The sequence below is a fragment of the Mesorhizobium sp. ORS 3428 genome (assembly GCF_001854785.1).
Classification (GTDB): domain Bacteria; phylum Pseudomonadota; class Alphaproteobacteria; order Rhizobiales; family Rhizobiaceae; genus Mesorhizobium.
Genome location: NZ_MDFL01000181.1, coordinates 56,452 through 80,592, shown reverse-complemented (window position 1 = coordinate 80,592; position 24,141 = coordinate 56,452). Strand labels below are relative to the sequence as shown.

At 64.0% G+C, this 24,141-nt stretch carries 23 protein-coding genes; 17 read left to right on the top strand and 6 right to left on the bottom strand.

The features are described from left to right. Positions 1 to 94: 94 nt before the first annotated feature. Entirely contained in the window at positions 95 to 715 is a 621-nt protein-coding gene (locus tag ORS3428_RS29695) for a TadE/TadG family type IV pilus assembly protein (protein ID WP_071101825.1), read from the top strand. Positions 716 to 718: 3 nt separating this feature from the next. Here ORS3428_RS29695 and ORS3428_RS29690 read toward each other — a convergent pair whose 3' ends face one another. After that, the gene (locus ORS3428_RS29690) at positions 719 to 1,591 is read right to left on the bottom strand and encodes a phosphate/phosphite/phosphonate ABC transporter substrate-binding protein (protein WP_071101824.1); all 873 of its coding nucleotides are present in this window, start codon (positions 1,589 to 1,591) and stop codon (positions 719 to 721) included. A 198-nt stretch (positions 1,592 to 1,789) separates the two neighbouring features. Here ORS3428_RS29690 and ORS3428_RS29685 point away from each other — a divergent pair, with 198 nt between their 5' ends. The 11 genes from ORS3428_RS29685 (at position 1,790) to ORS3428_RS29635 (ending at position 13,112) form a co-directional block, all read left to right on the top strand. Next, positions 1,790 to 3,037 (top strand): phosphopentomutase, encoded by a 1,248-nt coding sequence (locus tag ORS3428_RS29685; protein WP_071101823.1) that lies wholly within the window; start codon positions 1,790 to 1,792, stop codon positions 3,035 to 3,037. Beyond that, positions 3,021 to 3,911, top strand: coding sequence for a bifunctional DNA-formamidopyrimidine glycosylase/DNA-(apurinic or apyrimidinic site) lyase (gene mutM, locus ORS3428_RS29680; protein WP_071101822.1), 891 nt, complete (start codon positions 3,021 to 3,023; stop codon positions 3,909 to 3,911). Before ORS3428_RS29685 ends, mutM begins: the two co-directional genes overlap by 17 nt. Positions 3,912 to 3,952: 41 nt before the next feature. After that, complete coding sequence (locus ORS3428_RS29675; RefSeq protein ID WP_071101821.1) at positions 3,953 to 4,726, top strand: enoyl-CoA hydratase; 774 nt, start codon at positions 3,953 to 3,955, stop codon at positions 4,724 to 4,726. A gap of 151 nt (positions 4,727 to 4,877) precedes the next feature. Continuing rightward, the gene (gene rpsT, locus ORS3428_RS29670; RefSeq protein ID WP_071101820.1) at positions 4,878 to 5,144 is read left to right on the top strand and encodes a 30S ribosomal protein S20; all 267 of its coding nucleotides are present in this window, start codon (positions 4,878 to 4,880) and stop codon (positions 5,142 to 5,144) included. Between the two features lie 910 nt (positions 5,145 to 6,054). After that, a complete protein-coding gene (gene dnaA / locus ORS3428_RS29665; RefSeq protein WP_244508140.1) occupies positions 6,055 to 7,527 on the top strand; it encodes a chromosomal replication initiator protein DnaA in 1,473 nt (490 codons plus the stop codon). 176 nt (positions 7,528 to 7,703) lie between these two features. Next, positions 7,704 to 8,822 (top strand): DNA polymerase III subunit beta, encoded by a 1,119-nt coding sequence (gene dnaN / locus ORS3428_RS29660; RefSeq protein WP_071101818.1) that lies wholly within the window; start codon positions 7,704 to 7,706, stop codon positions 8,820 to 8,822. An 87-nt stretch (positions 8,823 to 8,909) separates the two neighbouring features. After that, positions 8,910 to 10,070: a DNA replication/repair protein RecF gene (recF, locus tag ORS3428_RS29655; protein ID WP_071101817.1), complete on the top strand. Its 1,161-nt coding sequence runs from the start codon at positions 8,910 to 8,912 to the stop codon at positions 10,068 to 10,070. A gap of 137 nt (positions 10,071 to 10,207) precedes the next feature. Then, a complete protein-coding gene (locus tag ORS3428_RS29650) occupies positions 10,208 to 10,963 on the top strand; it encodes a molybdopterin-synthase adenylyltransferase MoeB (protein ID WP_071101816.1) in 756 nt (251 codons plus the stop codon). Positions 10,964 to 10,966: 3 nt separating this feature from the next. Then, on the top strand, positions 10,967 to 11,455 hold the full coding sequence (locus ORS3428_RS29645) for a GNAT family N-acetyltransferase (protein WP_071101815.1): 489 nt from the start codon (positions 10,967 to 10,969) through the stop codon (positions 11,453 to 11,455). Further along, positions 11,452 to 12,705, top strand: a complete 1,254-nt coding sequence (locus ORS3428_RS29640; protein WP_083355354.1) for an aconitase X — start codon at positions 11,452 to 11,454, stop codon at positions 12,703 to 12,705. Before ORS3428_RS29645 ends, ORS3428_RS29640 begins: the two co-directional genes overlap by 4 nt. Then, the gene (locus ORS3428_RS29635; RefSeq protein ID WP_071101813.1) at positions 12,702 to 13,112 is read left to right on the top strand and encodes an aconitase X swivel domain-containing protein; all 411 of its coding nucleotides are present in this window, start codon (positions 12,702 to 12,704) and stop codon (positions 13,110 to 13,112) included. Before ORS3428_RS29640 ends, ORS3428_RS29635 begins: the two co-directional genes overlap by 4 nt. A 15-nt stretch (positions 13,113 to 13,127) precedes the next feature. Here ORS3428_RS29635 and ORS3428_RS29630 read toward each other — a convergent pair whose 3' ends face one another. Continuing rightward, positions 13,128 to 14,129 (bottom strand): 2-hydroxyacid dehydrogenase, encoded by a 1,002-nt coding sequence (locus ORS3428_RS29630; RefSeq protein ID WP_071101812.1) that lies wholly within the window; start codon positions 14,127 to 14,129, stop codon positions 13,128 to 13,130. Between the two features lie 168 nt (positions 14,130 to 14,297). Here ORS3428_RS29630 and ORS3428_RS29625 point away from each other — a divergent pair, with 168 nt between their 5' ends. After that, positions 14,298 to 14,855, top strand: coding sequence for an SH3 domain-containing protein (locus ORS3428_RS29625; protein WP_071101952.1), 558 nt, complete (start codon positions 14,298 to 14,300; stop codon positions 14,853 to 14,855). A 186-nt stretch (positions 14,856 to 15,041) separates the two neighbouring features. Here the strand turns inward: ORS3428_RS29625 and ORS3428_RS29620 are convergent, their stop codons facing one another. Both ORS3428_RS29620 and irrA read right to left on the bottom strand, forming a co-directional pair. Further along, complete coding sequence (locus ORS3428_RS29620) at positions 15,042 to 15,401, bottom strand: DUF4260 domain-containing protein (RefSeq protein ID WP_071101811.1); 360 nt, start codon at positions 15,399 to 15,401, stop codon at positions 15,042 to 15,044. Positions 15,402 to 15,411: 10 nt separating this feature from the next. Next, positions 15,412 to 15,843 carry an iron response transcriptional regulator IrrA gene (gene irrA / locus ORS3428_RS29615; protein ID WP_071101810.1) on the bottom strand — a complete coding sequence of 144 codons (432 nt, stop codon included), beginning with the start codon at positions 15,841 to 15,843 and terminating at the stop codon, positions 15,412 to 15,414. Positions 15,844 to 16,088: 245 nt separating this feature from the next. On the opposite strand from irrA, the gene fabA reads away from it, so the two are divergent. From fabA to ORS3428_RS29595, 4 genes are all read left to right on the top strand, one after another. After that, the gene (fabA, locus tag ORS3428_RS29610; RefSeq protein ID WP_071101809.1) at positions 16,089 to 16,604 is read left to right on the top strand and encodes a 3-hydroxyacyl-[acyl-carrier-protein] dehydratase FabA; all 516 of its coding nucleotides are present in this window, start codon (positions 16,089 to 16,091) and stop codon (positions 16,602 to 16,604) included. Positions 16,605 to 16,730: 126 nt separating this feature from the next. Then, a complete protein-coding gene (fabB, locus tag ORS3428_RS29605) occupies positions 16,731 to 17,951 on the top strand; it encodes a beta-ketoacyl-ACP synthase I (protein ID WP_071101808.1) in 1,221 nt (406 codons plus the stop codon). A 12-nt stretch (positions 17,952 to 17,963) separates the two neighbouring features. Continuing rightward, positions 17,964 to 18,776, top strand: coding sequence for an enoyl-ACP reductase FabI (gene fabI, locus ORS3428_RS29600; protein WP_071101807.1), 813 nt, complete (start codon positions 17,964 to 17,966; stop codon positions 18,774 to 18,776). A 101-nt stretch (positions 18,777 to 18,877) separates the two neighbouring features. Further along, on the top strand, positions 18,878 to 20,431 hold the full coding sequence (locus ORS3428_RS29595; RefSeq protein ID WP_071101806.1) for a putative bifunctional diguanylate cyclase/phosphodiesterase: 1,554 nt from the start codon (positions 18,878 to 18,880) through the stop codon (positions 20,429 to 20,431). Positions 20,432 to 20,494: 63 nt separating this feature from the next. Here ORS3428_RS29595 and ORS3428_RS29590 read toward each other — a convergent pair whose 3' ends face one another. Continuing rightward, positions 20,495 to 21,502, bottom strand: coding sequence for a class I SAM-dependent methyltransferase (locus tag ORS3428_RS29590; RefSeq protein WP_071101805.1), 1,008 nt, complete (start codon positions 21,500 to 21,502; stop codon positions 20,495 to 20,497). A gap of 171 nt (positions 21,503 to 21,673) precedes the next feature. Next, positions 21,674 to 23,824 carry a polyribonucleotide nucleotidyltransferase gene (gene pnp, locus ORS3428_RS29585; RefSeq protein WP_071101804.1) on the bottom strand — a complete coding sequence of 717 codons (2,151 nt, stop codon included), beginning with the start codon at positions 23,822 to 23,824 and terminating at the stop codon, positions 21,674 to 21,676. Between the last annotated feature and the right edge of the window lie 317 nt (positions 23,825 to 24,141).

The window sequence follows — 24,141 nt, the reverse complement described above, 5'->3', positions numbered from 1 at the left end:
GCCGCATTTCCGCGACGCCAAGTGATTCCGCTTGGCTGYGAAATGCTCTTGGGACTACTCGCCGGCTGAGGCTGCGGCGGCGTGGAGGTAAGATATGTATCGTGCGGGGGCACACCGGGGAATTTCGACCATCGCGGCCAGGGCGGCGCGGTTTTGCCGCGATCGCCGTGGCGTCGCTGCGATCGAGTTCGCGTTCATCGTGCCGGTGCTGCTCATCATGTATTTCATCACGATGGAAGCCTCGCAGGCGATCGAGACCAGCAAGAAGGTCAGCCGCATYGGCAGCATGGTGGCGGATCTCGTCACRCAGCAGACGTCGGTCACGAAAGCGGATCTCGATGCGATCATGAAGATCGGCACCTCGACGCTGCAGCCCTACAACCGTTCGTCGCCGACGATCATCATCACCGGGATACAGATCACCGACGAGGCGGCGCCGAGGGTGCTGGTGGCGTGGTCACGCAAGCTTGTGGGCAGCACCAATAGCGCCGACGCGGCGAAGGGCAGCATCACCACGGTTCCTGCGACGCTGAATATCCGCAACACCTTCCTTGTCCGGGTGGAAAGCGATCTTGCCTACAAGCCAATCATCACCTGGTCGGCCGACAATTCAAAGGCGCTTGGCCTGACCTCGGCCTTCAACAGCATTTCGATGGGCGAAACCTATTATTTGAGGCCCCGCCGTGGTCCGGTGGTCCCCTGCAGCGACTGCTGAGTGCTATTCCTGGCCGCCTGCTTCCCGCCGCACGATGGCCAAGGCCGTTGCGTAGTCCTTCGAGACGGCGAGTTCGAAGCCGCCGGAATGCGCCGATTCCAGAAGATCGTAGACGTCCGGCGTCAGCGACTTGAGGTTGGTCAGGAAAACGGTCAGCCGGCGCTTCGCTTCGGCATCGAGATCGCTGCGCACCGCATGCGGGCCATATCGCAGCAGGCCCGAGGTCCACAGCACCCGAAGCGATGCCTTCGGGATGCCGGCGGYCTCGAGCCGCGCAATCGTGCCGCCCGTGTCGGTGGGTCGGCCGTCGGCGCCGACAGGTTCCCAGCCGAACAGCCCGTCGGCCTTGCCGTCGTTGAGCATCGTCTCGGCGGCGGTGGCCGAGGGGACGCGCGCCAGGAATGTTGAGTCTTCGGCAATCTTCACGCCTTCGCCGGTGAGCACGGTCAGCGGCAGCAGCGAACCGCCGACATTGTCGGCGGGCGCGATCGCGATCCGATGCGAGACCATGGCAGCGAGATCCGGCACCTTGCCGTCGCGCGTCACCAGAATGGAGCGAATGCCGACGGCCCCATCGGCATCGACCGGGGCCACCAGCGGCTCGACGCAGCCGCAGCGTTCGGAGGCAGCGGCATAGGCGAGCGCCGAATAGACCGCATACTGGACGCAGCCGCTCGCCTGCGCCTCGATCAGCGCCGCATAGTCGCGKGCGACCACAAATTCCACCTTCATGCCGAGCGCGCTCGCATAGGCATCCGTCAGGCGGGCAAGGCCAGGAACAGTGTTACCACCTTCGGGCTCGGCGACGATGCCTATGCGAAACGTGCCGATGTCGTCGCGCCAGTCGGCACGCGCCGATGAAGCCGCGCAGAGCATGGCCAGAGYTGCCCCGCACGCCTTTGAAACCCGGCTTGTCGCGGATCCTTCGCCCATGCCCATCCTTGCCGCACTCCCGCCGGCGCTGCGCCTCGATCGCCGGACTAAGGCGCCAAGCCGTCGCGGCCTGGTTTCCGATTTGCCAACGCGCCCAGGGGACCTTATGTCTGGCTGCTCAGACTGGCAACGATGGCACCTATGGCGCGGGCTTTCCTGTTCGTTCTCGATTCCTTCGGCATCGGCGGAGCGGCCGATGCCGAACGCTACGGCGATGCCGGCGCCGACACGTTCGGGCATATCGCGCAAGCCTGCGCCGAGGGCCGCGCGGACCGTGAAGGCTTGCGCAGGGGACCGCTCGCTGTGCCCAACATGGCCTCGCTCGGGCTTGCCCGCGCGGCACAGACGGCGACCGGATCGATGTTCGACCTCGGCACACCGCTGCTTGCCTCGTCCTTCCACGGCGCTGCCCAGGAGGTCTCGAGCGGCAAGGACACGCCGTCCGGCCATTGGGAGATTGCCRGCCTGCCCGTGCGTTTCGACTGGGGCTATTTTCCTGATACCGTGCCGGCCTTCCCGGGCGAACTCACCGACGCGATCGTCCGCCAAGGCAACGTTCCGGGCATCCTCGGCGATTGCCATGCGCCCGGAACCGAGATCATCGAGCGCTTCGGCGAGGAACATATCCGCACCGGCAAGCCGATCTGCTACACCTCGGTCGATTCCGTGCTGCAGATCGCCGCGCATGAGACGCATTTCGGCCTGGACAGGTTGTACGAGCTCTGCCTGACGGTGCGCCGGCTGGTCGATCCRCTCAGGATCGGGCGGGTGATCGCACGGCCTTTCGTGGGCGAGACGCCGGCCACCTTCCAGCGCACCCACAACCGCCGCGACTATGCCGTGCCGCCGCCGGAGCCAACCCTGCTCGACCGGCTGACCGAGCGCGGCAGCAAGGTCATCGCCGTCGGCAAGATCGGCGACATCTTCGCCCATCGCGGCATTTCCGAGGTGCGCAAGGCGGGCGGCAACATGGCGATGTTCGACAAGGCGCTCGCCGCCATGGACGACGCCGGCGAAGGCGACCTGGTCTTTGCCAATTTCGTCGATTTCGACACCGAGTTCGGCCATCGGCGCGACTTTGCCGGCTATGCCGCAGCGCTCGAGGCATTCGACCGCCGGCTGCCGGAGGCGCTGTCGCGCATCAGGCCAGGCGACCTGCTCATCCTCACCGCCGACCACGGCAATGACCCGACCTGGCGCGGCACCGACCACACACGCGAACGCGTTCCGGTGATCGGCATCGGACCGGGGCTCAAGGGCGGCGACATCGGGCTCAGGCCGACCTTCGCCGATATCGGTGAATCCGTCGCGGACCATCTCGGCCTGGCGCCCGGCCGCCACGGGACCTCCTTCCTCGCAATGATTGGCGGCCATGCCCGAACTGCCTGAAGTCGAAACGGTCCGGCGCGGGCTGCAACCGATCCTGGAGGGGGYGCGGCTCGTCAAGGTTGAGGCACGCAGGCCTGACCTTCGCTTTCCCTTTCCCGAGCGTTTTTCGGAGCGACTTACCGGCAGGACCGTGACGGCGCTCGGCCGGCGCGCCAAATACCTGACGATGCATCTCGATGAAGGGCCGGTGCTGATCTGTCATCTCGGCATGTCAGGATCGTTCCGGATCGAAACCGCCGAGAGCAGCGAGATACCCTGCACATTCCATCATGAGCGCTCGAAGAGCGCCGCGCATGACCATGTCGTATTCGAAGTCGCTTCCCCGAAGGGCGCGCGCTCGCGCGTCAYCTTCAACGACCCGCGCCGTTTCGGCTTCATGCTGTTTGCCGAAGGGGCGCCGGACACGCATCCGATGCTGGCGGGGCTCGGCATCGAGCCGACCGGCAATGCGCTTGACGGCCCCCTGCTCGCCTCGCTGCTCAAGGACCGCAGGTCGCCGCTCAAGGCAGCCCTGCTCGATCAGCGGCTGATCGCCGGGCTCGGTAATATTTATGTGTCGGAGGCGCTTTGGCGCGCCGGCCTGTCGCCGCTGCGCGAAGCAGGCACGCTCGCGGGTTCCGGCAAGAAGGCAAAAGAGCAGTGCAAACGCCTCGCCGAGGCAATCCGCTCGGTCATCGCCGACGCGATCGCCGCCGGCGGATCCTCGCTGCGCGACTATGTCCAGACGGACGGGTCACTCGGCTATTTTCAGCATTCCTTCGCGGTTTACGACCGCGAGGGCGAGCCCTGCCCGAAACCAGGCTGCAGCGGCCATATCGAGCGTATCGTGCAAAGCGGCCGCTCGACCTTCTATTGCCGGACCTGTCAGCGGTGAGCTAGACCGGTCTCCTCAATCGAAGCGAGGAGAGAGACGCCATGACCTATGAAACCATTCTCGTCGAGACGCGTGGCAAGGTCGGGCTGATCACGCTGAACCGACCGAAAGCGCTCAACGCGCTGAACTCGCAGCTGCTGGCGGAGATCGTGGCTGCGGTGAAGGAATTCCGCGCCGACTCGAATATCGGCGCAATGGTTCTCACAGGCTCCGAAAAAGCCTTCGCGGCCGGCGCCGACATCAAGGAAATGCAGGCGATCTCGTTCGTGGACGCCTACACGCAGGACTTCTTCGTCGGCTGGGAAGAGTTTACCCGCGCCCGCAAGCCGATCATTGCGGCGGTCGCCGGCTACGCGCTCGGCGGCGGCTGCGAACTCGCCATGATGTGCGATTTCATCATCGCCGCCGACAACGCCAAGTTCGGCCAGCCCGAGATCACGCTCGGCGTCATGCCGGGCATGGGCGGGTCGCAGCGGCTGACCCGCTTCGTCGGCAAGTCGAAGGCGATGGACATGTGCCTGACGGGCCGGATGATGGATGCCGCCGAGGCCGAGCGCTGCGGGCTGGTGTCGCGGGTCGTGCCGGCCGGCGAACTGGTGGAGGAGGCGCTGAAGGCGGCGACGAAGATCGCCGAGTTTTCGCTGCCGTCGGTCATGATGACCAAGGAGGCCGTCAACCGCGCCTATGAGACAACGCTTGCCGAAGGATTGCGCTTCGAGCGACGCCTGTTCCACTCGCTGTTTGCGCTCGACGACCAGAAGGAAGGCATGGCCGCCTTTGTCGAGAAGCGGAAGCCGAACTTCACCAACCGTTGAAACGCTGCCAAAAAGACCGCGCAGCGGCGTTGACGCGCCGGAAAAGCTGAACTATAAGCCGCACCAACCGAGGCGGCCCTGTGGCTGCCCGTTTGTTTTTTTGCGCCCTGCGGCACCCCGCTGGCGCTCACCAGATCAGAAGAGAGGCATCATGGCCAACACGTCTTCGGCCAAAAAGGCAACGCGCAAGATCGCCCGCCGCACGGCGATCAACAAGAACCGCCGGTCGCGCGTCCGCACCTATGTCCGCAAGGTCGAAGAGGCGCTCGCCGCCGGCGACAAGGCCGCGGCGCTGGAAGCCTTCAAGGCTGCGGAGCCGGAATTGATGCGCGCCGCCACCAAGGGTGTCATCCATAAGAACACGGCGTCCCGCAAGGTTTCGCGCCTGGCCCAGCGGGTCAAGGTGCTGTCGGCCTGACCGATTTCCCGTTTAGAACTACTATGTTTGAACCCGGCCCGCAGGCCGGGTTTTTCGTTTGCCGGCAAGTACTTAAAAAGAACGCCCGCATAACGATTCCGGCTCGGATTTCAAAGTTGCGAATGTTTGCCGGCATATACATGATCGCTGATGTCAAGGCCGGCCGGATGCGGCCATCGCCATAATTTGGCTCTGTCACAAATTCCTTATATTTTTCAGATATTTACAGACGGTCATCCACAGCTTGTTCAACTCAGCGAGGAGCGGTGGGGGACAAGTAGCTGTCAAGCGAATTATTTCCAGAAAATTTCCGAAGGTGTGGCCTTTTTCACATCCGCCGGAGAAGGGTTTGAATCACAATGGCTTTATCAAAACACTCCCCGGCGGCACCTGCTTCGAACACGCCTTCGGTAACCAGATTCGTTAAAAATCGGTTAGACGTGGCCTTGCCCTATCCACAGCGATTTCGATAATGTCCATCCATCGAAGGGACGGGCACTCGCTCCCTGRCCAGCCTGAATCGGCCAGCAAAAATGGCGGAATTCATGACGTGGAGCAATTCCGCGTGCGGCTTGGTCTGTCTCTTCGATACGGGTAGGGGACTGGCGTAATTGTACATGGCAGGTTGACGTCAAGCCGGCGTTTCRCCGGATGGAGTTGTATTGCCCTGACGTGTCCACGCCGGCTMGCAAGAGCGGGCATTTGTCCCTTGCGCAACGTTGCGAAGACATCGCCGGCGGCGGCGATGGAGGCGCAGCAATAAAACGACGCCGGACTCAGGGTGCTGGAGGCGCACCCCCGGTGGAAAAAGGGTACGAGAAGACAAGGAAGCTTGAACATGCAGAGCGGCATCGAGCGGGAGATATCGGGCGAACTCCCTTTCCCTACAACTTTCGTCGGAGGGGACGACATGGCGGCATCCAGCGACGCTGAACAGAAGTTCGAGCGCGTCAAGGCCCAACTGAAGGCACGCCTGGGAGCCGAGGTCTATTCGAGCTGGTTTGGCCRCATGAAGGTTGCCGAAGCCTCGCGCGGCATTGTCCGTATCTCTGTGCCCACGGCCTTCCTGCGGTCGTGGATCAACGGCCACTATCTCGACCTTATCGCCGAACTGTGGAGGCATGAGGATCCGGACGTACTCAAGATCGAGATCGTCGTGCGGACCGCGACGCGGCAAGGCCGCAACAATGTCGAGCCGGAGGTCGCGCCGGCGCGCAAGATGACCAAGCAAACGCAGACCGTGCTGGCGGCCGGCACAGCGAGCGCTGGCCGGGTGGAGCGTGCACCGGCGCCCCGCCAGGGCGCCCCGGTGGAGACCGAGTTTCGCCATAATGTGCTGGGGTCGCCGCTCGACCCGCGCTACACCTTCGCTTCTTTCATCGAGGGGCCCTCGAACCGGGTGGCCTTCGCTGCGGCCAAGGCCGTGGCGGAATCGCAGTCGAGCGCGGTGCGCTTCAACCCGCTCTTCCTTCACGCGACCGTGGGACTGGGCAAGACGCATCTTTTGCAGGCGATCGCCGCAGAATCGCTGCGGCACAACCCAAAATCGCGCGTCGTCTATCTGACGGCGGAATATTTCATGTGGCGCTTCGCCACAGCGATCCGCGACAACAATGCGCTCACCCTCAAGGAGCAGTTGCGCGACATCGATCTTCTGATCATCGACGACATGCAGTTCCTGCAGGGCAAGTCGATCYAGCATGAGTTCTGCCATCTGATCAACATGCTGCTCGACAGCRCCAAGCAGGTCGTGGTCGCGGCCGACCGGCCGCCGTCGGAGCTGGAATCGCTGGAGCCGCGCGTGCGCTCGCGCCTCAATGGCGGCGTGGCGCTCGAAATGTCGGCGCCGGACTTCGCCATGCGCCTCGGCATGCTGAAGCTGCGCCTTGCCACCGCCAAGATCGACGATGGCTCGCTCGACATCTCAGACGACATCCTAGAGCATGTCGCCCGCACGGTGACGGGCAGCGGGCGCGAGCTCGAAGGCGCCTTCAACCAGCTTCTGTTCCGCCAGTCCTTCGAGCCGCAGATCACCATCGACCRCATCGATGAGATCCTCGGCCACATCTACCGCTCGGGCGAGCCGAAGCGGGTGCGCATCGAGGACATCCAGCGCATCGTGGCGCGCCACTACAACGTGTCGAAGACGGAGCTRCTCTCCAACCGGCGCACGCGCACCATCGTCAAGCCGCGGCAGGTGGCGATGTATCTGTCGAAGGTGATGACGCCGCGCTCGCTGCCGGAGATCGGACGGYGTTTCGGCGGCCGCGACCACACGACGGTTCTGCACGCCGTGCGCAAGATCGAAGACCTTTCCGGTGCCGACAACACGCTGGCGCAGGAGCTCGAACTGCTCAGAAGGCTGATCAACGAGCAGGCCTGAGCTCTTCGCCGGCTTTATCCCCAGAAAGCCCGCGCAACCGGCCGGAACCGGTGGCGCGGGCTTGCGTTTGCAGGCTTTTTACTGTCAGCTTACACAGATTCTGAGCTTTTCTCGGAGCTTTCGCGGGACGCCGGCCCAGGTGACCCGCTCATTCATTGAAGCGAGCCTGTTTCGTCATGCGTGTTATCCTGGAACGGTCCAATCTCCTGAAGTCCCTCAACCACGTCCATCGCGTGGTGGAGCGGCGCAACACCATACCGATCCTGTCGAATGTGYTGCTTAGCGCCGAGGGTGCCAGCCTCGAGATGAAAGCGACCGACCTCGACCTGGAAGTGACGGAAGCCACCCCCGCCAAGGTCGAGCGCGGYGGCGCGACGACGGTTCCGGCGCATCTGCTCTACGACATCGTTCGCAAACTCGCCGACGGCGCCGAGGTGATGCTGAAGACCGACGAGGACGGCAACGCTATGACGGTCACGTCCGGCCGTTCGAGCTTTCGCCTRCAGTGCCTGCCGCAGTCCGATTTCCCGGAGCTTTCGGCCGGCTCCTTCTCGCATATCTTCCGGCTCGACTCGACGGCGCTCAAGGGCCTGATCGAGAAAACGCAGTTCGCGATTTCGACCGAAGAGACGCGCTACTACCTCAACGGCATCTTCCTGCACACGCACGAGGCAGGCGGCAAACTGAAGCTGCGCTCGGTCGCGACCGACGGGCACCGCCTGGCGCGCGCCGAGATCGACGCGCCAGCAGGCTCGGAAGGCATGCCCGGCATCATCATCCCGCGCAAAACGGTGAGCGAACTGCAGAAGCTGGTCGACGACCCGGATGTGGCGGTGACGACGGAGCTGTCGGACACCAAGATCCGCTTCACCATCGGCAGCGTCATCCTCACTTCGAAGCTGATCGACGGTACCTTCCCCGACTATCAGCGCGTCATCCCGACCGGCAACGACAAGAAGCTGATCATCGACCGCCAGAGCTTCGCCGCCGCCGTCGACCGGGTCTCGACCATTTCGTCCGAGCGCGGCCGCGCAGTCAAACTGTCGATCAACGATGGCCAGCTTACGCTCGCCGTCAACAATCCGGATTCGGGCAGCGCCACGGAGGAGCTGGCGGCCGACTACTCGTCGGATCCGATCGAGATCGGCTTCAACGCCAAATATCTGCTCGATGTCGCGGCCCAGCTCACCGGCTCTGAGGCGAAGTTCATGCTGGCGGATGCCGGCTCGCCGACACTGATCCACGACATGGCCGACGAGACCGCGCTCTATGTGCTGATGCCGATGCGGGTGTAGGTCCTATCTCTTTGTTCGACGCAATTCCGGACGGAAAACCGTGTCACACTTTTCCTGGAATTGCTCTAACGGGCCTGACATATCGCCGTGACCGAGGATACCAAACAGCTTCGGCAGCAAAGCTATATAAGTAAGTTAACGCTTACCAATTTCCGCAACTATGCGGGGCTTTCGCTCGAACTCGACTCCGGTGCCGTGGTGCTGTCCGGCGACAATGGCGCCGGCAAGACCAATCTGCTCGAAGCCATCTCGCTGCTGACGCCCGGACGCGGGCTGCGCCGCGCGCCCTATGCCGACGTTGCGCGCGAAGGCGGCGATGGCGGCTTTGCCCTGCATGCCTGCATCGAAGGGCCGGAAGGCCAGGTCGAAATCGGCACCGGCGTTTCCGGCGGCGACGGCGCGGGAGAAGGCGGAAGGCGCGTTCGCATCAACGGCGCGCCGGCGAGGTCGGCCGAGGCTATGCTGGAATGGCTGCGGGTCGTCTGGCTAACGCCGGCGATGGACGGCCTGTTTCCGGGGCCGGCCGCCGACCGGCGCCGGTTCCTCGACCGGCTGGTGCTGGCAATCGACCCCAGCCACGGCCAGCGGGCGCTGGATTATGAAAAGGCGATGCGTGGCCGTAACCGTTTGCTTACGGAGGGCTCGCGCGACGGCGGCTGGTTCGATGCGATCGAGACGCAGATGGCGGAGACCGGGGTGGCGATCGCGGCGGCGCGGGCGGAACTGGTGCGGCTGCTTGCCGCCATGATCGACAGGCTGCCAGGCGACAGCCCGTTTCCGCAGGCCGACATCAGCCTCGCCGGCGAGTTGGAGAGCGAGATCGCTTTCGCGCCGGCAGTCGATGTCGAGGAGCGGTTCCGCGCTGTGCTTGCCAATGGCCGCGAGCGCGACCGCGCCGCCGGGCGGACGCTCGACGGTCCGCATCGCTCGGACCTCCTGGTGCGGCACAGGCCGAAGTCGATGCCGGCCGAGCTCTGCTCGACCGGCGAGCAGAAGGCGCTTCTGGTCGGCATCGTGCTGTCGCATGCCAGGCTGACCGGCGAGATGTCCGGCCTGACGCCGATCCTGCTGCTCGACGAAATCGCGGCGCATCTCGACGGTGGCCGGCGGGCGGCGCTGTTCTCCATTCTCGAGGAGCTGAACTGCCAGGCCTTCATGACCGGCACCGATGCGGCGCTGTTTTCCAGCCTCGCCGGGCGCGCGCAATTCCTGACCGTCGATCACGGCAGTGTCGGACCGACGGGTTAGCTCTTGAAGGACCCAACGGGGTTTCCGGCGCTCGTTGCCGCGGGACAAGGCTTGGCATGGCCCGTACTTGTCCTGCGGGACAAGGCTTCGCCTTGCCCGTACATGACAAGGCATTGCACCGGCTATAAGGTCACGCCATGACCAATGCCGCCCTCACCGACGAAGAGCTCGAACGCTATGCGCGCCACATCGTGCTGCCCGAAATCGGCGGCGCCGGCCAGCAGAAGCTGAAGCGGGCGCGGGTGCTGGTGATCGGCGCCGGCGGGCTGGGGGCGCCCGTGCTTGAATATCTCGCGGCGGCCGGCGTCGGCACGCTCGGCATTATCGACGACGATGATGTCGCACTCTCCAACCTGCAGCGGCAGGTGATCCATGGCACCGACACGATCGGCATGGCGAAGACCGACAGCGCCTCGGCGGCGATCATGCGCATCAACCCCAACGTCACGGTGGAGATGCATCGTCTCAGGCTGACGGCGGAAAACGCCCCTGCCCTCGTCGCCGGCTATGATGTCGTCGTCGACGGCTCCGACAATTTCGAGACACGCTACGCGCTGGCCGATGCGTGCGCCCAGGAAAAGAAGCCTCTGGTCACCGCCGCTGTCGGCCGCTTCGACGGCTCGGTGACGGTGCTGAAGCCGTACGAGACCGGCGCCGACGGCAGGCGCAATCCAAGCTACCGCGACCTTTTCCCGGAAGCGCCGCCCGAAGGGTTGGTGCCGTCCTGCGCCGTTGCCGGCATCGTCGGCGCATTGACGGGCGTCATCGGCACGCTGGAGGCGATGGAGGCGATCAAGCTGATTGYAGGCATCGGCGAGCCGCTGGTCGGCCGGCTGCTGCTTTACGACGGCCTCACCGCCCGCTTCGACACCGTCCGCTACAAGGCGGTCTGAACCATGGACCAGCCGGCAACAACCCTCGTCAGCGAGCTTCCGCCGGACTTCGCGCAGTGGGACGAATTGCTGGCGCTGATCCTGCGCGCCTTCGCCTATATGGATGGAGTCATCGACCCGCCGTCCTCGGCGCATCTGCTGACACCGGAAAGCCTGAGGCACAAGGCGGGGCAGGAGACTGGGTTCCTGGCGGTGGAGAGCGGCCGCATGGTGGGCTGCGTCTTCGCGCTGGAGAGACTAAGCGATTTCTATGTCGGAAAGCTTGCCGTCGAGCCCGGCCTGCAGGGGCGAGGCATAGGCGCACGGCTGATGCAGGCGGTGGAGGACCTTGCCCGCCGGCGCGGCAAGCAGGTCATCGAGCTGCAGACGCGCATCGAGCTGACGGCAAACCACACGGCCTTCGCCCGGCTCGRCTTTCGCGAGACCGGACGCACGGCGCATAAGGGCTATGACCGGCCGACCTCGATCACGATGCGCAAGGTGYTGACTTGACCCTTGTACTCAGCCGCGAAGAACAGGAAATCGCCGCCGGCAGGGACGGTGCAGCCATGGCGATGCRCATCGTCGCCGAAAGCGCGCGCCTGCTCGGCGCGCCGCGGCTGATCCCGATCGCCTCGGCGCATATCGACGGCGCGCTCTACCATGGCGATTCCGGCACGCTGTTCGCCGAGCGGCTGGTCGAAGGCGGCGCCAGGGTCGCGGTGCGCTCGACGCTCAATGTCGGGGCGCTCGACCTGATGGGCTGCTCGCGCATCCGGCTGGAAGAGCCGCAGCGCAGCATGGCTCGACGGATGATGGAAGCCTACCGCAAGCTCGGCTGCGAGCAGAGCTGGACCTGCGCGCCCTACCAGGCCGGGCACAGGCCGGCGCAGGGTAGCGATGTCGCCTGGGGCGAGTCCAATGCCGTGGTGTTCTGCAACTCTGTGCTGGGCGCACGCACCAACCGCTATGGCGATTTCCTCGACATTGCCTGCGCCATCACCGGCCGGGCGCCGGACTATGGCCTGCACCGCCCGGAGAACAGGCGGGCGCGGCTGGTGTTCGACGTCTCGGCCCTCTCGCCCTCTTTCCTTGCTTCCGAGATCGCCTGGCCGGTGCTGGGCAGCCTCTACGGGCGCGAGGTCGGCAATGCGATCGGCGTGGTCATTGGTGTGGCCGGTCACCCGGGCGAAGACGCGCTGAAGGCCTTCGGCGCTGCGGCCGCGTCTTCCGGCGCGGTCGGACTGTTCCATATTGCCGGCGTCACGCCCGAGGCTCCGGACGTCGAATCCATACTGGCCAGGCCGGAACTGGAGGCGGTGATCCGCGTCTCGCCTGAGATGGTGGCGAAGGCGCGCGCCGGCTTGTCGACCGCGGCGGCGGCCAGGACAATCGACGCGGTTGCGATCGGTAGCCCGCATCTATCGCATGCCGAGTTCGACATGCTTGAGCGGCTGATTGCCGGAAGACGGCTGGCCGTGCCGATCTATGCCTGCACCGGCCGGCATGTGATTGGCCTGATYGAACAGGACGGGCGGCGAAAGCGGCTCGAAGCAAGCGGCGTCGTGATCGTCGCCGACACCTGCGTTGTAGTGACGCCGATCATGCCGGAGCTGGCGGGCGGCGTGCTGATGACCAATTCGGGCAAGTTCGCGCATTACGCTCCCGGCAACACCGGCTATGCGGTGCTTTACGCCTCGCTCGCCGACTGCGTCGAGAGCGCGATAGCCGGCAAGCCACGATTCACGGACATCGCCGCATGAGCGCCGCCGAAATCCTGCTGCCTGGCAAGGCTGGCGAAGGCGAAGCGCTGGTGTTGACGGCGCCGATCAGCTTCTGGGGTGGCGTCGATCCGAAGACCGGGCGCATCGCCGATGTCCGCCATCCGCAGCATGGCGAGTTGATTTCCGGGCGCGTGCTGTTCCTGCCGGGGACGATCGGCTCGTCATCGGCCTCGGCCGTGCTGATGGAGCTGGTCCACAACGGCCGCGCACCGGCGGCACTGGTGCTGCACGAGCCTGATGCCATTCTTCTGCTCGGCCTGATCGTCGCCCGGGAAATGGGCTGGGAAACGCCGATGGCGGTAAGGCTCGGGCGCGGCGTGTTCGACACCTATCGCGGAACCACGGTGAAAGTCGCGGAAGACGGCGCCGTCACCGTCRCCGCCTGACAAGGCGCGACGCTTTCAGGTCCGGAGCGGCAGGACGCGGTCCGGCGGGCGGTGGCCGTCGAAGAAGGCTCGGATGTTGATGATCACCTTCTCGCCCATGTCGATGCGGCCTTCGAGCGTGGCCGAGCCCATATGCGGCAAGAGTACCACCTTGCCCTTGTGGGCGAGCCTCAACAGCTTGCTGTTCAGCGCCGGCTCGTGCTCGTAGACGTCGAGGCCGGCTCCGGCGATCTTGCCATCATGGATGAGCTTGATCAGCGACTCCTCGTCGATGATGTCGCCGCGCGCGGTGTTGACGATATAGGCCGAGGGCTGCATCAGCGCCAGCCGCCGTGCGGACAAGAGATGGAAGGTCGCCGGGGTCGACGGGCAGTTGACCGAGATGATGTCCATGCGGGCAAGCATCTGGTCGAGGCTTTCCCAGTAGGTCGCCTCCAGTTCGTCCTCGATCACCGGCAGCACGCGATGCCGGTTGTGGTAATGGATCGACAGGCCGAAGGCCTTGGCACGCCTGGCGACCGCCGTGCCGATGCGGCCCATGCCGACGATGCCGAGCCGCTTGCCCCAGATGCGGCGGCCGAGCATCCAGGTCGGCGACCAGCCGGCCCATTTCTTCTCGCCGGTAAGCACATTGGCGCCTTCGGCCAAGCGCCGCGGCACTGCGAGCATCAGCGCCATGGTCATGTCGGCGGTGTCTTCGGTGAGCACGTTCGGCGTGTTGGTGACGGTGATGCCTTTCTTGGCCGCCGCCGCGACATCGATCTTGTCGACGCCGTTGCCGAAATTGGCGATCAGCTTCAGGTTCTCGCCGGCCTGAGCGATCAGCGCCTCGTCGATATGGTCGGTGATGGTCGGGACCAGCACGTCGGCCTCCTTGACGGYCGCAACCAGTTCCGGCTGGGTCATCGGCCGGTCCTCTACATTGAGYCGCGCGTCGAACAGCTCGCGCATGCGGGTTTCGACCGGATCGGGCAGCTTGCGCGTGATGACGACGAGGGGCCGTTTTTTGCCTGCCATTGTATTCCCGAAGCTTCCTCGAAACCGATCTCGTTGAGACCTCTTTAACCAAGACAGGCGAAACTTGAAGCCAGTCGCGGTATCAGCCACTCCTGTAACAAGCGGTGCCGCCGAAGACAAAGAAAAAGGGGCGCTCATCCCGACGGACCGGCGCCGAAAGGAATGAAAGTGTCTGGTTTCGCGTCGCTTCGCCTGGCTTTCAGCGCAGCCGTCCTCGGCGCCTTGCTTTGTGTTCCGCAGGCATCCGCGCAGAGCGCGGCCGCGCCGGCGCAAACGATAACGCTCGGCCCGAGCGGCCTGCCGCTGCCGCGTTTCGTCAGCCTTAAACCAGCACGCGTCAACTCGCGTGTCGGCCCCGGCGCCAACTATTCCGTCAACTGGATGTATCTGAAGGCCGGGCTGCCGATGGAGGTGATCCAGGAATTCGACACATGGCGCCGCGTGCGCGACGCGGACGGTTCGGAGGGCTGGATCAACCAGTCGCTGCTGTCGGGCCGCCGCACCGCGATCGTCGCGCCCTGGCAGCGCGGCAAGGGCGGGCGAATCAATTTGCTCAACGAGCCAGACAAGGATGCCGGTGTCGTCGCCATCATCGAGCCAGGGGTGATAGGCTCGATCAAGAAATGCGACGGCCAATGGTGCGAAATGACCTTCGAGGGCCATACCGGCTGGATGGCCCAGTCGCAGGTCTGGGGCGCCTATCCGGGCGAAAAGTTCAAGAATTGATCTTTCCCGTCTGGATCATGGTCATTTCCGAGAACCGGTGCCCGCTTTTCGCTGACGCGGTCCTTCGGTTCGGGATCATGGTCTAAGGCGCGTCGCGATCTTTCAGATTCGCTCAATGCGCTTTAGATTTTTGATTTTACGCATGTCTTTGTCCCGAAACCGGTTCCCACTTTCGGGAGACACGCTTTAGCGTCCGATGCGACCGAGATGCGTGTCCTGGAAACCGGTGGATAGTTTCAGGCCGTAGCCCAGGGCGCGGTCGATCGCGATGTGCGCGATCCAGATCAGCGCCACCGCTGTCGCGATCGGCGCTACGAACAGGACGCCCGCAAGCGCCAGCACGATCGGGACTATCAGGTTGTGCAGCGCATTGTAGGCGACGGCGCCGACACGCGCACCGGCGAGATAGCCGAGCATCGACAGGTCCGGCGCCAGGATGAGCAGCGCAAACAGCCACCAAGACACACCAGTTATTTTGTAGAAAAGAACAGCCGCCGCGGCAGCCGCGACCCATTCAAGCCGGATCGCCAGATCGACAGGCCGCATCGCCGGCGGATCAGTCGCGGCGCTTGGGGCGCAGCCTCACCACGATGTCGACATTGGCGATCTCCATGCCTTCCGGGGGCTCCGGCAGGTTGGAGACGCTCACCGGGCCGCTGGCGATATCGAAGATCCGGTTCTCRCCTTCGACGTAAAAATGGTGATGGTCGGAGGTGTTGGTATCGAAATAGGTTTTCGACCCTTCGACAGCGAGGATGCGCAGCAGGCCGGCTTGGGTGAACTGGTGCAGCGCATTGTAGACGGTCGCCAGAGAGACCGGCACGCCGGCGGCGATCGCCTCTTCGTGCAGTTCCTCGGCAGAGAGGTGACGGTCGCCCTTGGCGAAAAGCAGATCGGCAAGCGCAATGCGCTGACGCGTCGGCCTCAGGCCGGCTTCGCGAACCCGCTTGTCCACAGCGACATTTTCCTTCCGGCAGCCCGAATCCATCTATCCCGTCGAAGCTTGCGGCTCAGCCCCCTAAACAGGTCCAGAATGGCAAAAAGACGTCAATGCCTGAAACTGGACATCTCCCGACATATATTCTGTCGACCAAATGCGATCAATAGCGCGCATTGACCCGGGCAGGCGCACGGGTTAAGCRCAAACGCCGGTTTCCGGCCGCAAACAGAGTGTGTTAGGAAACCAACGACATGGGCGCCCTGCCGCCCGGAACGAGAACGGGGACGGAGTTAATGGCGGGTCAAAAGTCCAGCTACGATTACGAGGAACTGCTTGCCTGCGCCCGCGGCGAGCTGTTCGGCCCTGGAAACGCGCAGCTGCCCTATCCGCCGATGCTGATGTTCGACCGTATCACCGAAATCAGCGAGACAGGCGGCGCCTTCGACAAGGGTTTCATCCGCGCCGAATTCGACATCAAGCCGGATCTGTGGTTTTTCGCCTGCCATTTCATCGGCAACCCGATCATGCCGGGCTGCCTGGGCCTCGACGCCATGTGGCAATTGAYCGGCTTCTATCTCGGCTGGCTCGGCGAGCCCGGCAAGGGCATGGCGCTGTCGACCGGCGAGGTGAAGTTCAAGGGCATGGTGACGCCGTCGGTCAAGAAGGTGGAATACGGCGTCGACTTCAAGCGCGTTATGCGCGGCCGCCTTGTGCTCGGCATTGCCGATGGCTGGCTCAAGGCGGACGGCGAACCCATATACGCTGCGACGGATCTGAAGGTCGGCCTGTCCAAGCAGTCGGCCGCCTGATCGTTTTGGCCACGGGCCTTTGCGTATCCGATAGATGCGCGAAGACGCCGCGGCAGTTTATTTTGCGTATGATCGAAGGCTAAAACCGACTAGGTTTTTCGCCAAATACGCCGGAAGGAGTTGCGAATGAGACGGGTCGTAGTGACAGGCCTCGGTATTGTGTCGTCTATCGGCAACAATGCCAACGAGGTGCAGTCCTCGCTTTACGATGCCAAGTCCGGCATCAGCTTTTCCAATTCCTTTGCCGAGCACGGCTTCCGCTGCAAGGTGTGGGGCGCRCCGACGCTCGACCCGTCGGCGATGATCGACCGCCGCGCCATGCGCTTCCTGTCGCAGGGTGCTGCCTGGAACCACGTCRCCATGGATCAGGCGATCGCCGATGCCGGACTCGGCGAGAGCGACATCACCAATGAGCGGACCGGCATCGTCATGGGCTCCGGCGGACCGTCGACCAGGACCATCGTGGAAGCCGCCGAAACCACGCTCAAGAACGGCAGCCCGAAGCGCATCGGCCCGTTCGCGGTGCCGAAGGCGATGTCGTCGACCGCTTCGGCCACCTTGGCCACCTGGTTCAAGATCCACGGCGTCAACTACTCGATCTCRTCGGCCTGCTCGACCTCGGCACATTGCATCGGCAATGCCTATGAGCTGATCCAGTGGGGCAAGCAGGACATGATGTTTGCCGGCGGCCATGAGGATCTCGACTGGACGATGTCGGACCTGTTCGATGCCATGGGCGCGATGTCGTCGAAATTCAACGACAAGGCGTCGAGCGCCTCCCGCGCGTATGACGTCAACCGCGACGGCTTCGTCATCGCCGGCGGCGCGGGCGTGCTGGTGCTGGAAGAGCTGGAGCACGCCAAGGCGCGCGGCGCCAAGATCTATGCCGAGGTCGTCGGCTACGGCGCGACGTCCGACGGCTACGACATGGTTGCTCCTTCGGGAGAAGGCGCGGTGCGCTGCATGCGGCAGGCGCTTTCCACCGTCTCTACGCCCGTCGACTACATCAACACCCACGGCACCTCGACGCCTGTTGGCGACGCCAAGGAAATGGGCGCCATACGCGAGGTGTTCGGCGACAAGATGCCCTTCATCACCTCGACGAAGTCGCTTACCGGCCATTCGCTGGGTGCCGCCGGTGTCCAGGAATCGATCTATTCGATCCTGATGATGCAGGGCGGCTTCATCGGCGAGAGCGCCCATATCGAGGAGCTCGATCCGGAATTCGAGGGCATGCCGATCGTGCGCAAGCGCATCGACAACGCCAAGATCGACACCGTTCTGTCCAATTCCTTCGGTTTCGGTGGCACCAACGCAACGCTGATTTTCCAGCGCTATTCCGCATAAGGATTGCCGGGCATGGAAGGGTTGATGAAGGGCAAGCGCGGGCTTGTCATGGGGGTTGCCAACGATCATTCGATCGCCTGGGGCATCGCCAAAAAACTGTCCGAACACGGAGCGGAGCTGGCCTTCACCTACCAGGGCGACGCCTTCGGGCGACGGGTCAAGCCACTTGCTGAGAAGCTCGGCGCTTCGCTGGTCGTGCCTTGCGACGTCGAGGACAGCGCCTCTGTCACCGCCACTTTTAAGGCGCTCGGCGAGGCCTGGGGCGGGCTGGATTTCGTCGTCCATGCCATCGGCTTTTCCGACAAGAACGAGCTCAAGGGCCTCTACGCCGACACCAGCCGCGACAACTTCGTCCGCACCATGGTGATCTCCTGCTATTCCTTCACCGAGGTCGCCCGCAATGCCGCCGCGCTGATGACGAACGGCGGCTCGATGGTCACGCTGACCTATGCCGGGTCAGTGCGGGTCATGCCGAATTACAATGTCATGGGCGTCGCCAAAGCCGGGCTCGAGGCGAGCGTGCGCTATCTCGCCAATGACTACGGCCCGCGCGRCATCCGGGTGAACGGCATCTCCGCGGGGCCGGTCAGGACGCTCGCCGGCTCCGGCGTTTCCGACGCGCGCCACATGTTCTCCTATCAGCAGCGCAATTCGCCGCTGCGGCGCACGGTGACCATCGACGAGGTCGGCGGCTCGGCGCTCTACCTGCTCTCCGACCTGTCTTCGGGCGTCACCGGCGAAATCCACTATGTCGATTCCGGCTACCATATCGTCTCCATGCCGACGCTCGAGGAACTGAAGCAGAACGACGGCGGCCGCGAATAGTTCGCTATTGAAAAAAGTACCTTCCAGTAAAATTGCATGCATTGGCGGAAACTCATTTTAAGGAGATATCCGCTAAAGGTCCTGCAGTTCAGGGACCTTGCATGTCTGTAGTCAGCAACCCGAAGCGAACACCGCTGTTCCGGCTGATCACCATCGCCAGCTCGGGCTTGGGCAGCTTCATCCTGGGGCTCTGGGGGCTGCAGTTCGGCTTCGGCGACGRCATGGCCGGCATGCCGGCCGAAACCATGGGCGGTATCATCGCGGCGCTATGCGCCCTTTCCGCCGCCGGCGCCGCGCTCTCCTTCTTCGCGGGCGTCGATGAATCGGTCGACTACGTCTTCAAGGAAACGCATTTCGACAAGCTGACCGGCATGCTGTCGCGCCAGGCCATTGTCGRCAAGGTCGCCGCGGCTGCGTCGGAAACGATCAAGACCGGCGAACCGGTCTACCTGATCAACATCGACATCGACCGCTTCAAGCAGATCAACGACGCCATCGGCTACAGCCTTGGCGACGAGCTGATCTGCGCCTTCGCCAAGAGGCTCAAGGAGAGCGTGCCGGAGGATGCGGTGATCGGGCGCATCGGGGCCGGCGAATTTGCGGTGCTCTTGACGGACCGCGAGATCCGGGGATCGCTCGAACGGTTCATCGAAACGCTCTTCAGCCAGATGACGGAGCCCTATCAGCTCCAGACGCACCTGCAGTCCATCAGCATGTCGGTGGGCATCGTGGCAATGCCGAAGGATGGGGTCGATCCGGTGCTCGTTATGCGCCGCTCGAACCTGGCGCTACAGAATGCGCGCGCAAGGGGCGTCGGGAGCTGGTCGGTTTTCGACGCCGATATGGGGCGGGTGGYGGAGCACCGGCAATGGATCGAATCCGAGCTGAAAACCGCCTTCGACCGCGGCGACTTCAGTCTGCATTACCAGCCGCAATTCGACCTGCCCAGCGGCCGCGTCATCGGCTACGAGGCGCTGATACGGTGGAAGCATCCGGATCGCGGCATGATCTCGCCGATGGAATTCATTCCGATCGCCGAGGAAACCGGCATGATCAACCCGATCGGCGAATGGGTGCTGCGCAAGGCCTGCAGCGATGCCCAATACCTGCCGCAGGAGTGCTTCGTCGCGGTCAACATCTCTCCGGTCCAGTTCATGACCAAGGATTTCGTCGGCATTGTGCGCGAAACCATGGCGGCGACCGGCATCAAGCCGTCGCGGCTGGAACTCGAAGTCACCGAAACGGCGATGATGCAGGACCGCGACCGCGCGGCCGTCATCCTGCGCCAGCTGGCCGAGATGGGCATCTCGGTGGCCGTCGACGATTTCGGCACGGGCTATTCCAACCTGAGCTATCTGATCGATTTCTCGTTCGGCAAGCTGAAGATCGACCGTTCCTTCGTCAGCCGCATGGACACCGATTCCAGTTCCGGCGCGGTCGTCTCGACCATTGTCGGGCTGTCACGGGCGCTCGGCGTCGGCATCATCGCCGAAGGCGTCGAGACCGAGAGCCAGGCGACGCTGCTGAGAGCGGCCGGCTGCGAGGTGGTGCAGGGTTATCTGTACGGCAGGCCGGCGCCGCTCAAGATCGAGCTTGGCCAGGTGAGTCCGGCTCACGCCGCGCGCGAGCCGGCACGCCTTGTCAGTCTGCAGTAGGCCATTCCAAGCAGCTCGCAACTTCGGACGGAAAACCGCTCAACACTTTTCCTAAATTGCTTTTTAGCGCCGCGCCGAAAGCAGCTTGAACATGCCGTCGCGGGCAATCTCGGCATGGCTGGAAAAGGCGGACGCCAGCACCTGTTCGTAAGGCAGCTGGCGGTTGGCGACCATGAATAGGCGCCCTCCCGGCTTCAGCGCCTTTGACGCGGCATGGATCATGCCGGCGCCGATGCCGGGCTCTGCCGCCCGACCGCTGTGAAAGGGCGGGTTCATGACGATGGTGTCGTAGCGCCGCTCGACGCTTTCCGTGAGCAGATCGGTCCATAAGAAGCGCGGCTGGACGGCAGCGCGGACATTCAGCCTGGCCGCTTCCAGGGCTTCGAAATCGGCTTCGTAGAGGTCGAGGCCGGAGAGGCCTGTCGAGCGTTCCGCCACTTTTGCCGCCAGATAGCCCCAGCCGGCGCAGAAATCGGCGATAGTGCCGCCGAGATCGTTGGGCAAGTGGGCGGCGAGCAGCTTCGAGCCGGCATCGATCCGATCAAAGGAAAACATGCCGGGCGCGGTGCGGAAACGCTCCTCCACGACGAGCTCAGGGTTGGCAGCGCGGAGCGCCTCCGCCGCGCCCGTGCCGGACTGGCGAAACCAGAAGGCGACGCCGTGATGTTTGGGCAGATGGCCATCGAGCGGCGCCAGCGCATTGATGCGTTTGCGCAAGCTGTCGATGCCGTCGTCCTTACCGCCGGCGACGACGATCGGCCCGCCCGGCACCACGTGGCCGATGGCGTCGGCAATGCGCAGCTCGTTCTGGCCGCGATGGCGGCCGGCAAGCACGAGCGCAGCGTCGAAGGCCGAGCCTTCCACCCTCGGCGTGACCGTGTGCCCGGCGGCCTGCAGGGCGYGAAAATGCGGCCGAAAGCCTTGCACGAGATGCAGTGCCGCATCGAAGCCGCCTGGCAAGCGGAAGCCGGGTTCAGCCGCCAGGAACAGCACACGGGCGTCCTTCCGCGGCAGCGCGAGCGCCTCGGCTTCGAAGGGATAAAACAGCGTCTTCAGCGGCTCCGCGGCCATCCAGATACCCTTGATACAAAACGGGCGCGACCTTTCGGCGCGCCCGTCTCAGCTATCCCGAGCCTGTTCCATCCCGATGAAATGGGGACGGAGCTCTATCTCCTTGTTTGAGCATGATCTTTTTCCGAAAACCGGATTCCACTTTTCGGGATCATGCTCCAGTCGGACCGATCAGGCGGCGTCTTCCTCGCCTTCCGGCTTCTTCTTCTCCTGAACGATTTCCTTGCCGGTCGCCTGGTCGACGACCTTCATCGACAGGCGAACCTTGCCGCGCTCGTCGAAGCCCATCAGCTTGACCCAAACCTTGTCGCCTTCCTTGACGACGTCGGAGGTCTTGGCGACGCGCTCATTGGCGAGCTGCGAGATGTGGACGAGACCGTCGCGCGGGCCGAAGAAGTTGACGAAGGCGCCGAAGTCGGCCGYCTTCACGACGGTGCCTTCATAGATCTCGCCGACTTCAGGCTCGGCGACGATGGTGTGGATCCACTTGCGCGCCGCCTCGATCTCCTTGGCGTTGGACGAGGCGATCTTGACCGTGCCGTCGTCCTCGATGTTGATCTTGGCGCCGGTCTTCTCGACGATCTCGCGGATCACCTTGCCGCCGGAGCCGATGACGTCGCGGATCTTGTCGGTCGGGATGTGCATGACCTCGATGCGCGGGGCGAACTCGCCGAGCTCGGCGCGCGAAGACGAGATCGCATGCGCCATCTCGCCGAGGATGTGCAGGCGGCCTTCCTTGGCCTGGCCGAGCGCGATCCCCATGATCTCCTCGGTGATGCCGTCGATCTTGATGTCCATCTGCAGCGAGGTGACGCCGTTGGCGGTGCCGGCGACCTTGAAGTCCATGTCGCCGAGGTGATCCTCGTCACCGAGGATGTCGGAGAGCACAGCGAAGCGCTCGCCTTCCTTGATCAGGCCCATGGCGATGCCGGCCACGGGCTTGGCGATCGGCACGCCGGCATCCATCAGCGCCAGCGAGGTGCCGCACACCGTCGCCATCGAGGACKAGCCGTTGGACTCGGTGATCTCCGAGACGACGCGCAGCGTGTAGGGGAACTGGTCCGCCGAAGGCAGCATCGGGTGGATGGCGCGCCAGGCAAGCTTGCCATGGCCGATCTCGCGGCGGCCCGGCGAACCCAGGCGGCCGGTCTCGCCGACCGAGAAGGGCGGGAAGTTGTAGTGGAGAAGGAACTTCTCCTTGTACATGCCGGTGAGCGAATCGACGAACTGCTCGTCCTCGCCGGTGCCGAGAGTTGCCACGACCAGCGCCTGGGTCTCGCCGCGGGTGAACAGCGCCGAACCGTGGGTGCGCGGCAGGACGCCGACTTCGGCGACGATCTTGCGCACGGTCTTCAGGTCACGGCCGTCGATGCGCGAGCCGGTGTCGAGGATGTTCCAGCGCACGACCTTGGCCTGGAGCTCCTTGAAGACGGTTGCGATCTGCTCGGAGGAATATTTCGGCTCTTCGCCCTCGGCAGGGGTGAACGCGGCCTTGACCTTCGCCTTGACGGCGTCGACCGCGGCATAGCGGGCCTGCTTTTCGGTGATCTTGTAGGCGTCGCGAAGCTCGTCGCCGACGACCTTCAGCATCTCGCCTTCGAGCTCGGAATAGTCCGGCGCGGTGAAGTCGCGCGGATCCTTGGCGGCGACCTCGGCCAGCTTGATGATGGCGTCGATCACCGGCTGGAAGCTCTTGTGGCCGAACATGACGGCGCCGAGCATCAGGTCCTCGCTGAGCTCCTTGGCCTCGGATTCAACCATCAGAACGGCGTCGGCAGTGCCGGCGACGACGAGATCGAGCTTGGATTCTTCCATCTCGTCGATATGCGGGTTGAGCACATATTCGCCGTTGATGTAGCCGACGCGGGCGCCGCCGATCGGGCCCATGAAGGGCACGCCCGAGAGCGTGAGTGCGGCCGAAGTGGCGACGATCGACAGGATATCCGGATCGTTTTCAAGGTCGTGCTGGACGACGGTGACGACGATCTGGGTGTCGTTCTTGTAGCCTTCGGCGAACAGCGGGCGGATCGGGCGGTCGATCAGGCGCGAAACCAGCGTTTCCTTCTCGCTCGGACGGCCCTCGCGCTTGAAATAGCCGCCCGGGATCTTGCCGGCGGCATAGGTCTTTTCCTGGTAGTTGACGGTGAGCGGGAAGAAATCGAGGCCGGGCTTCGGCTCCTTCATCGAAACGACGGTGGCGAGAACCACGGTCTCGCCATAGGTGGCAAGCACAGCGCCGTCAGCCTGGCGGGCGATCTTGCCGGTTTCCAGGATGAGCGGACGGCCGCCCCATTCGATTTCCACTTTGTGTTGATTGAACATATCTTGTCCTTCATATGCGGAAAGGGCCGCGCCGTCTCAGCGGTCGSGGATCACCCTTTCCTGGGCTTCCTTCGGGCARCCACGGGCAAGACAACGGGAAGCTCGGCAGGTCCGGCTTACAAGCCGATCGAGCATCCTGCAATCCTGCCCCATGACCGTCCACGGGCGGTTCCRAATGGCCCTCTGCACTTTCGGAACCGGATCTGGCCGACCGGTCGGCTGGCCTTGCGCATGACGCCGAAAACTTCCCGTTTCCGGAATGCRCCACGCGCGAATTTCCTGTTCAGCACCGCGGCACCGGACCATCCGATGCGCCA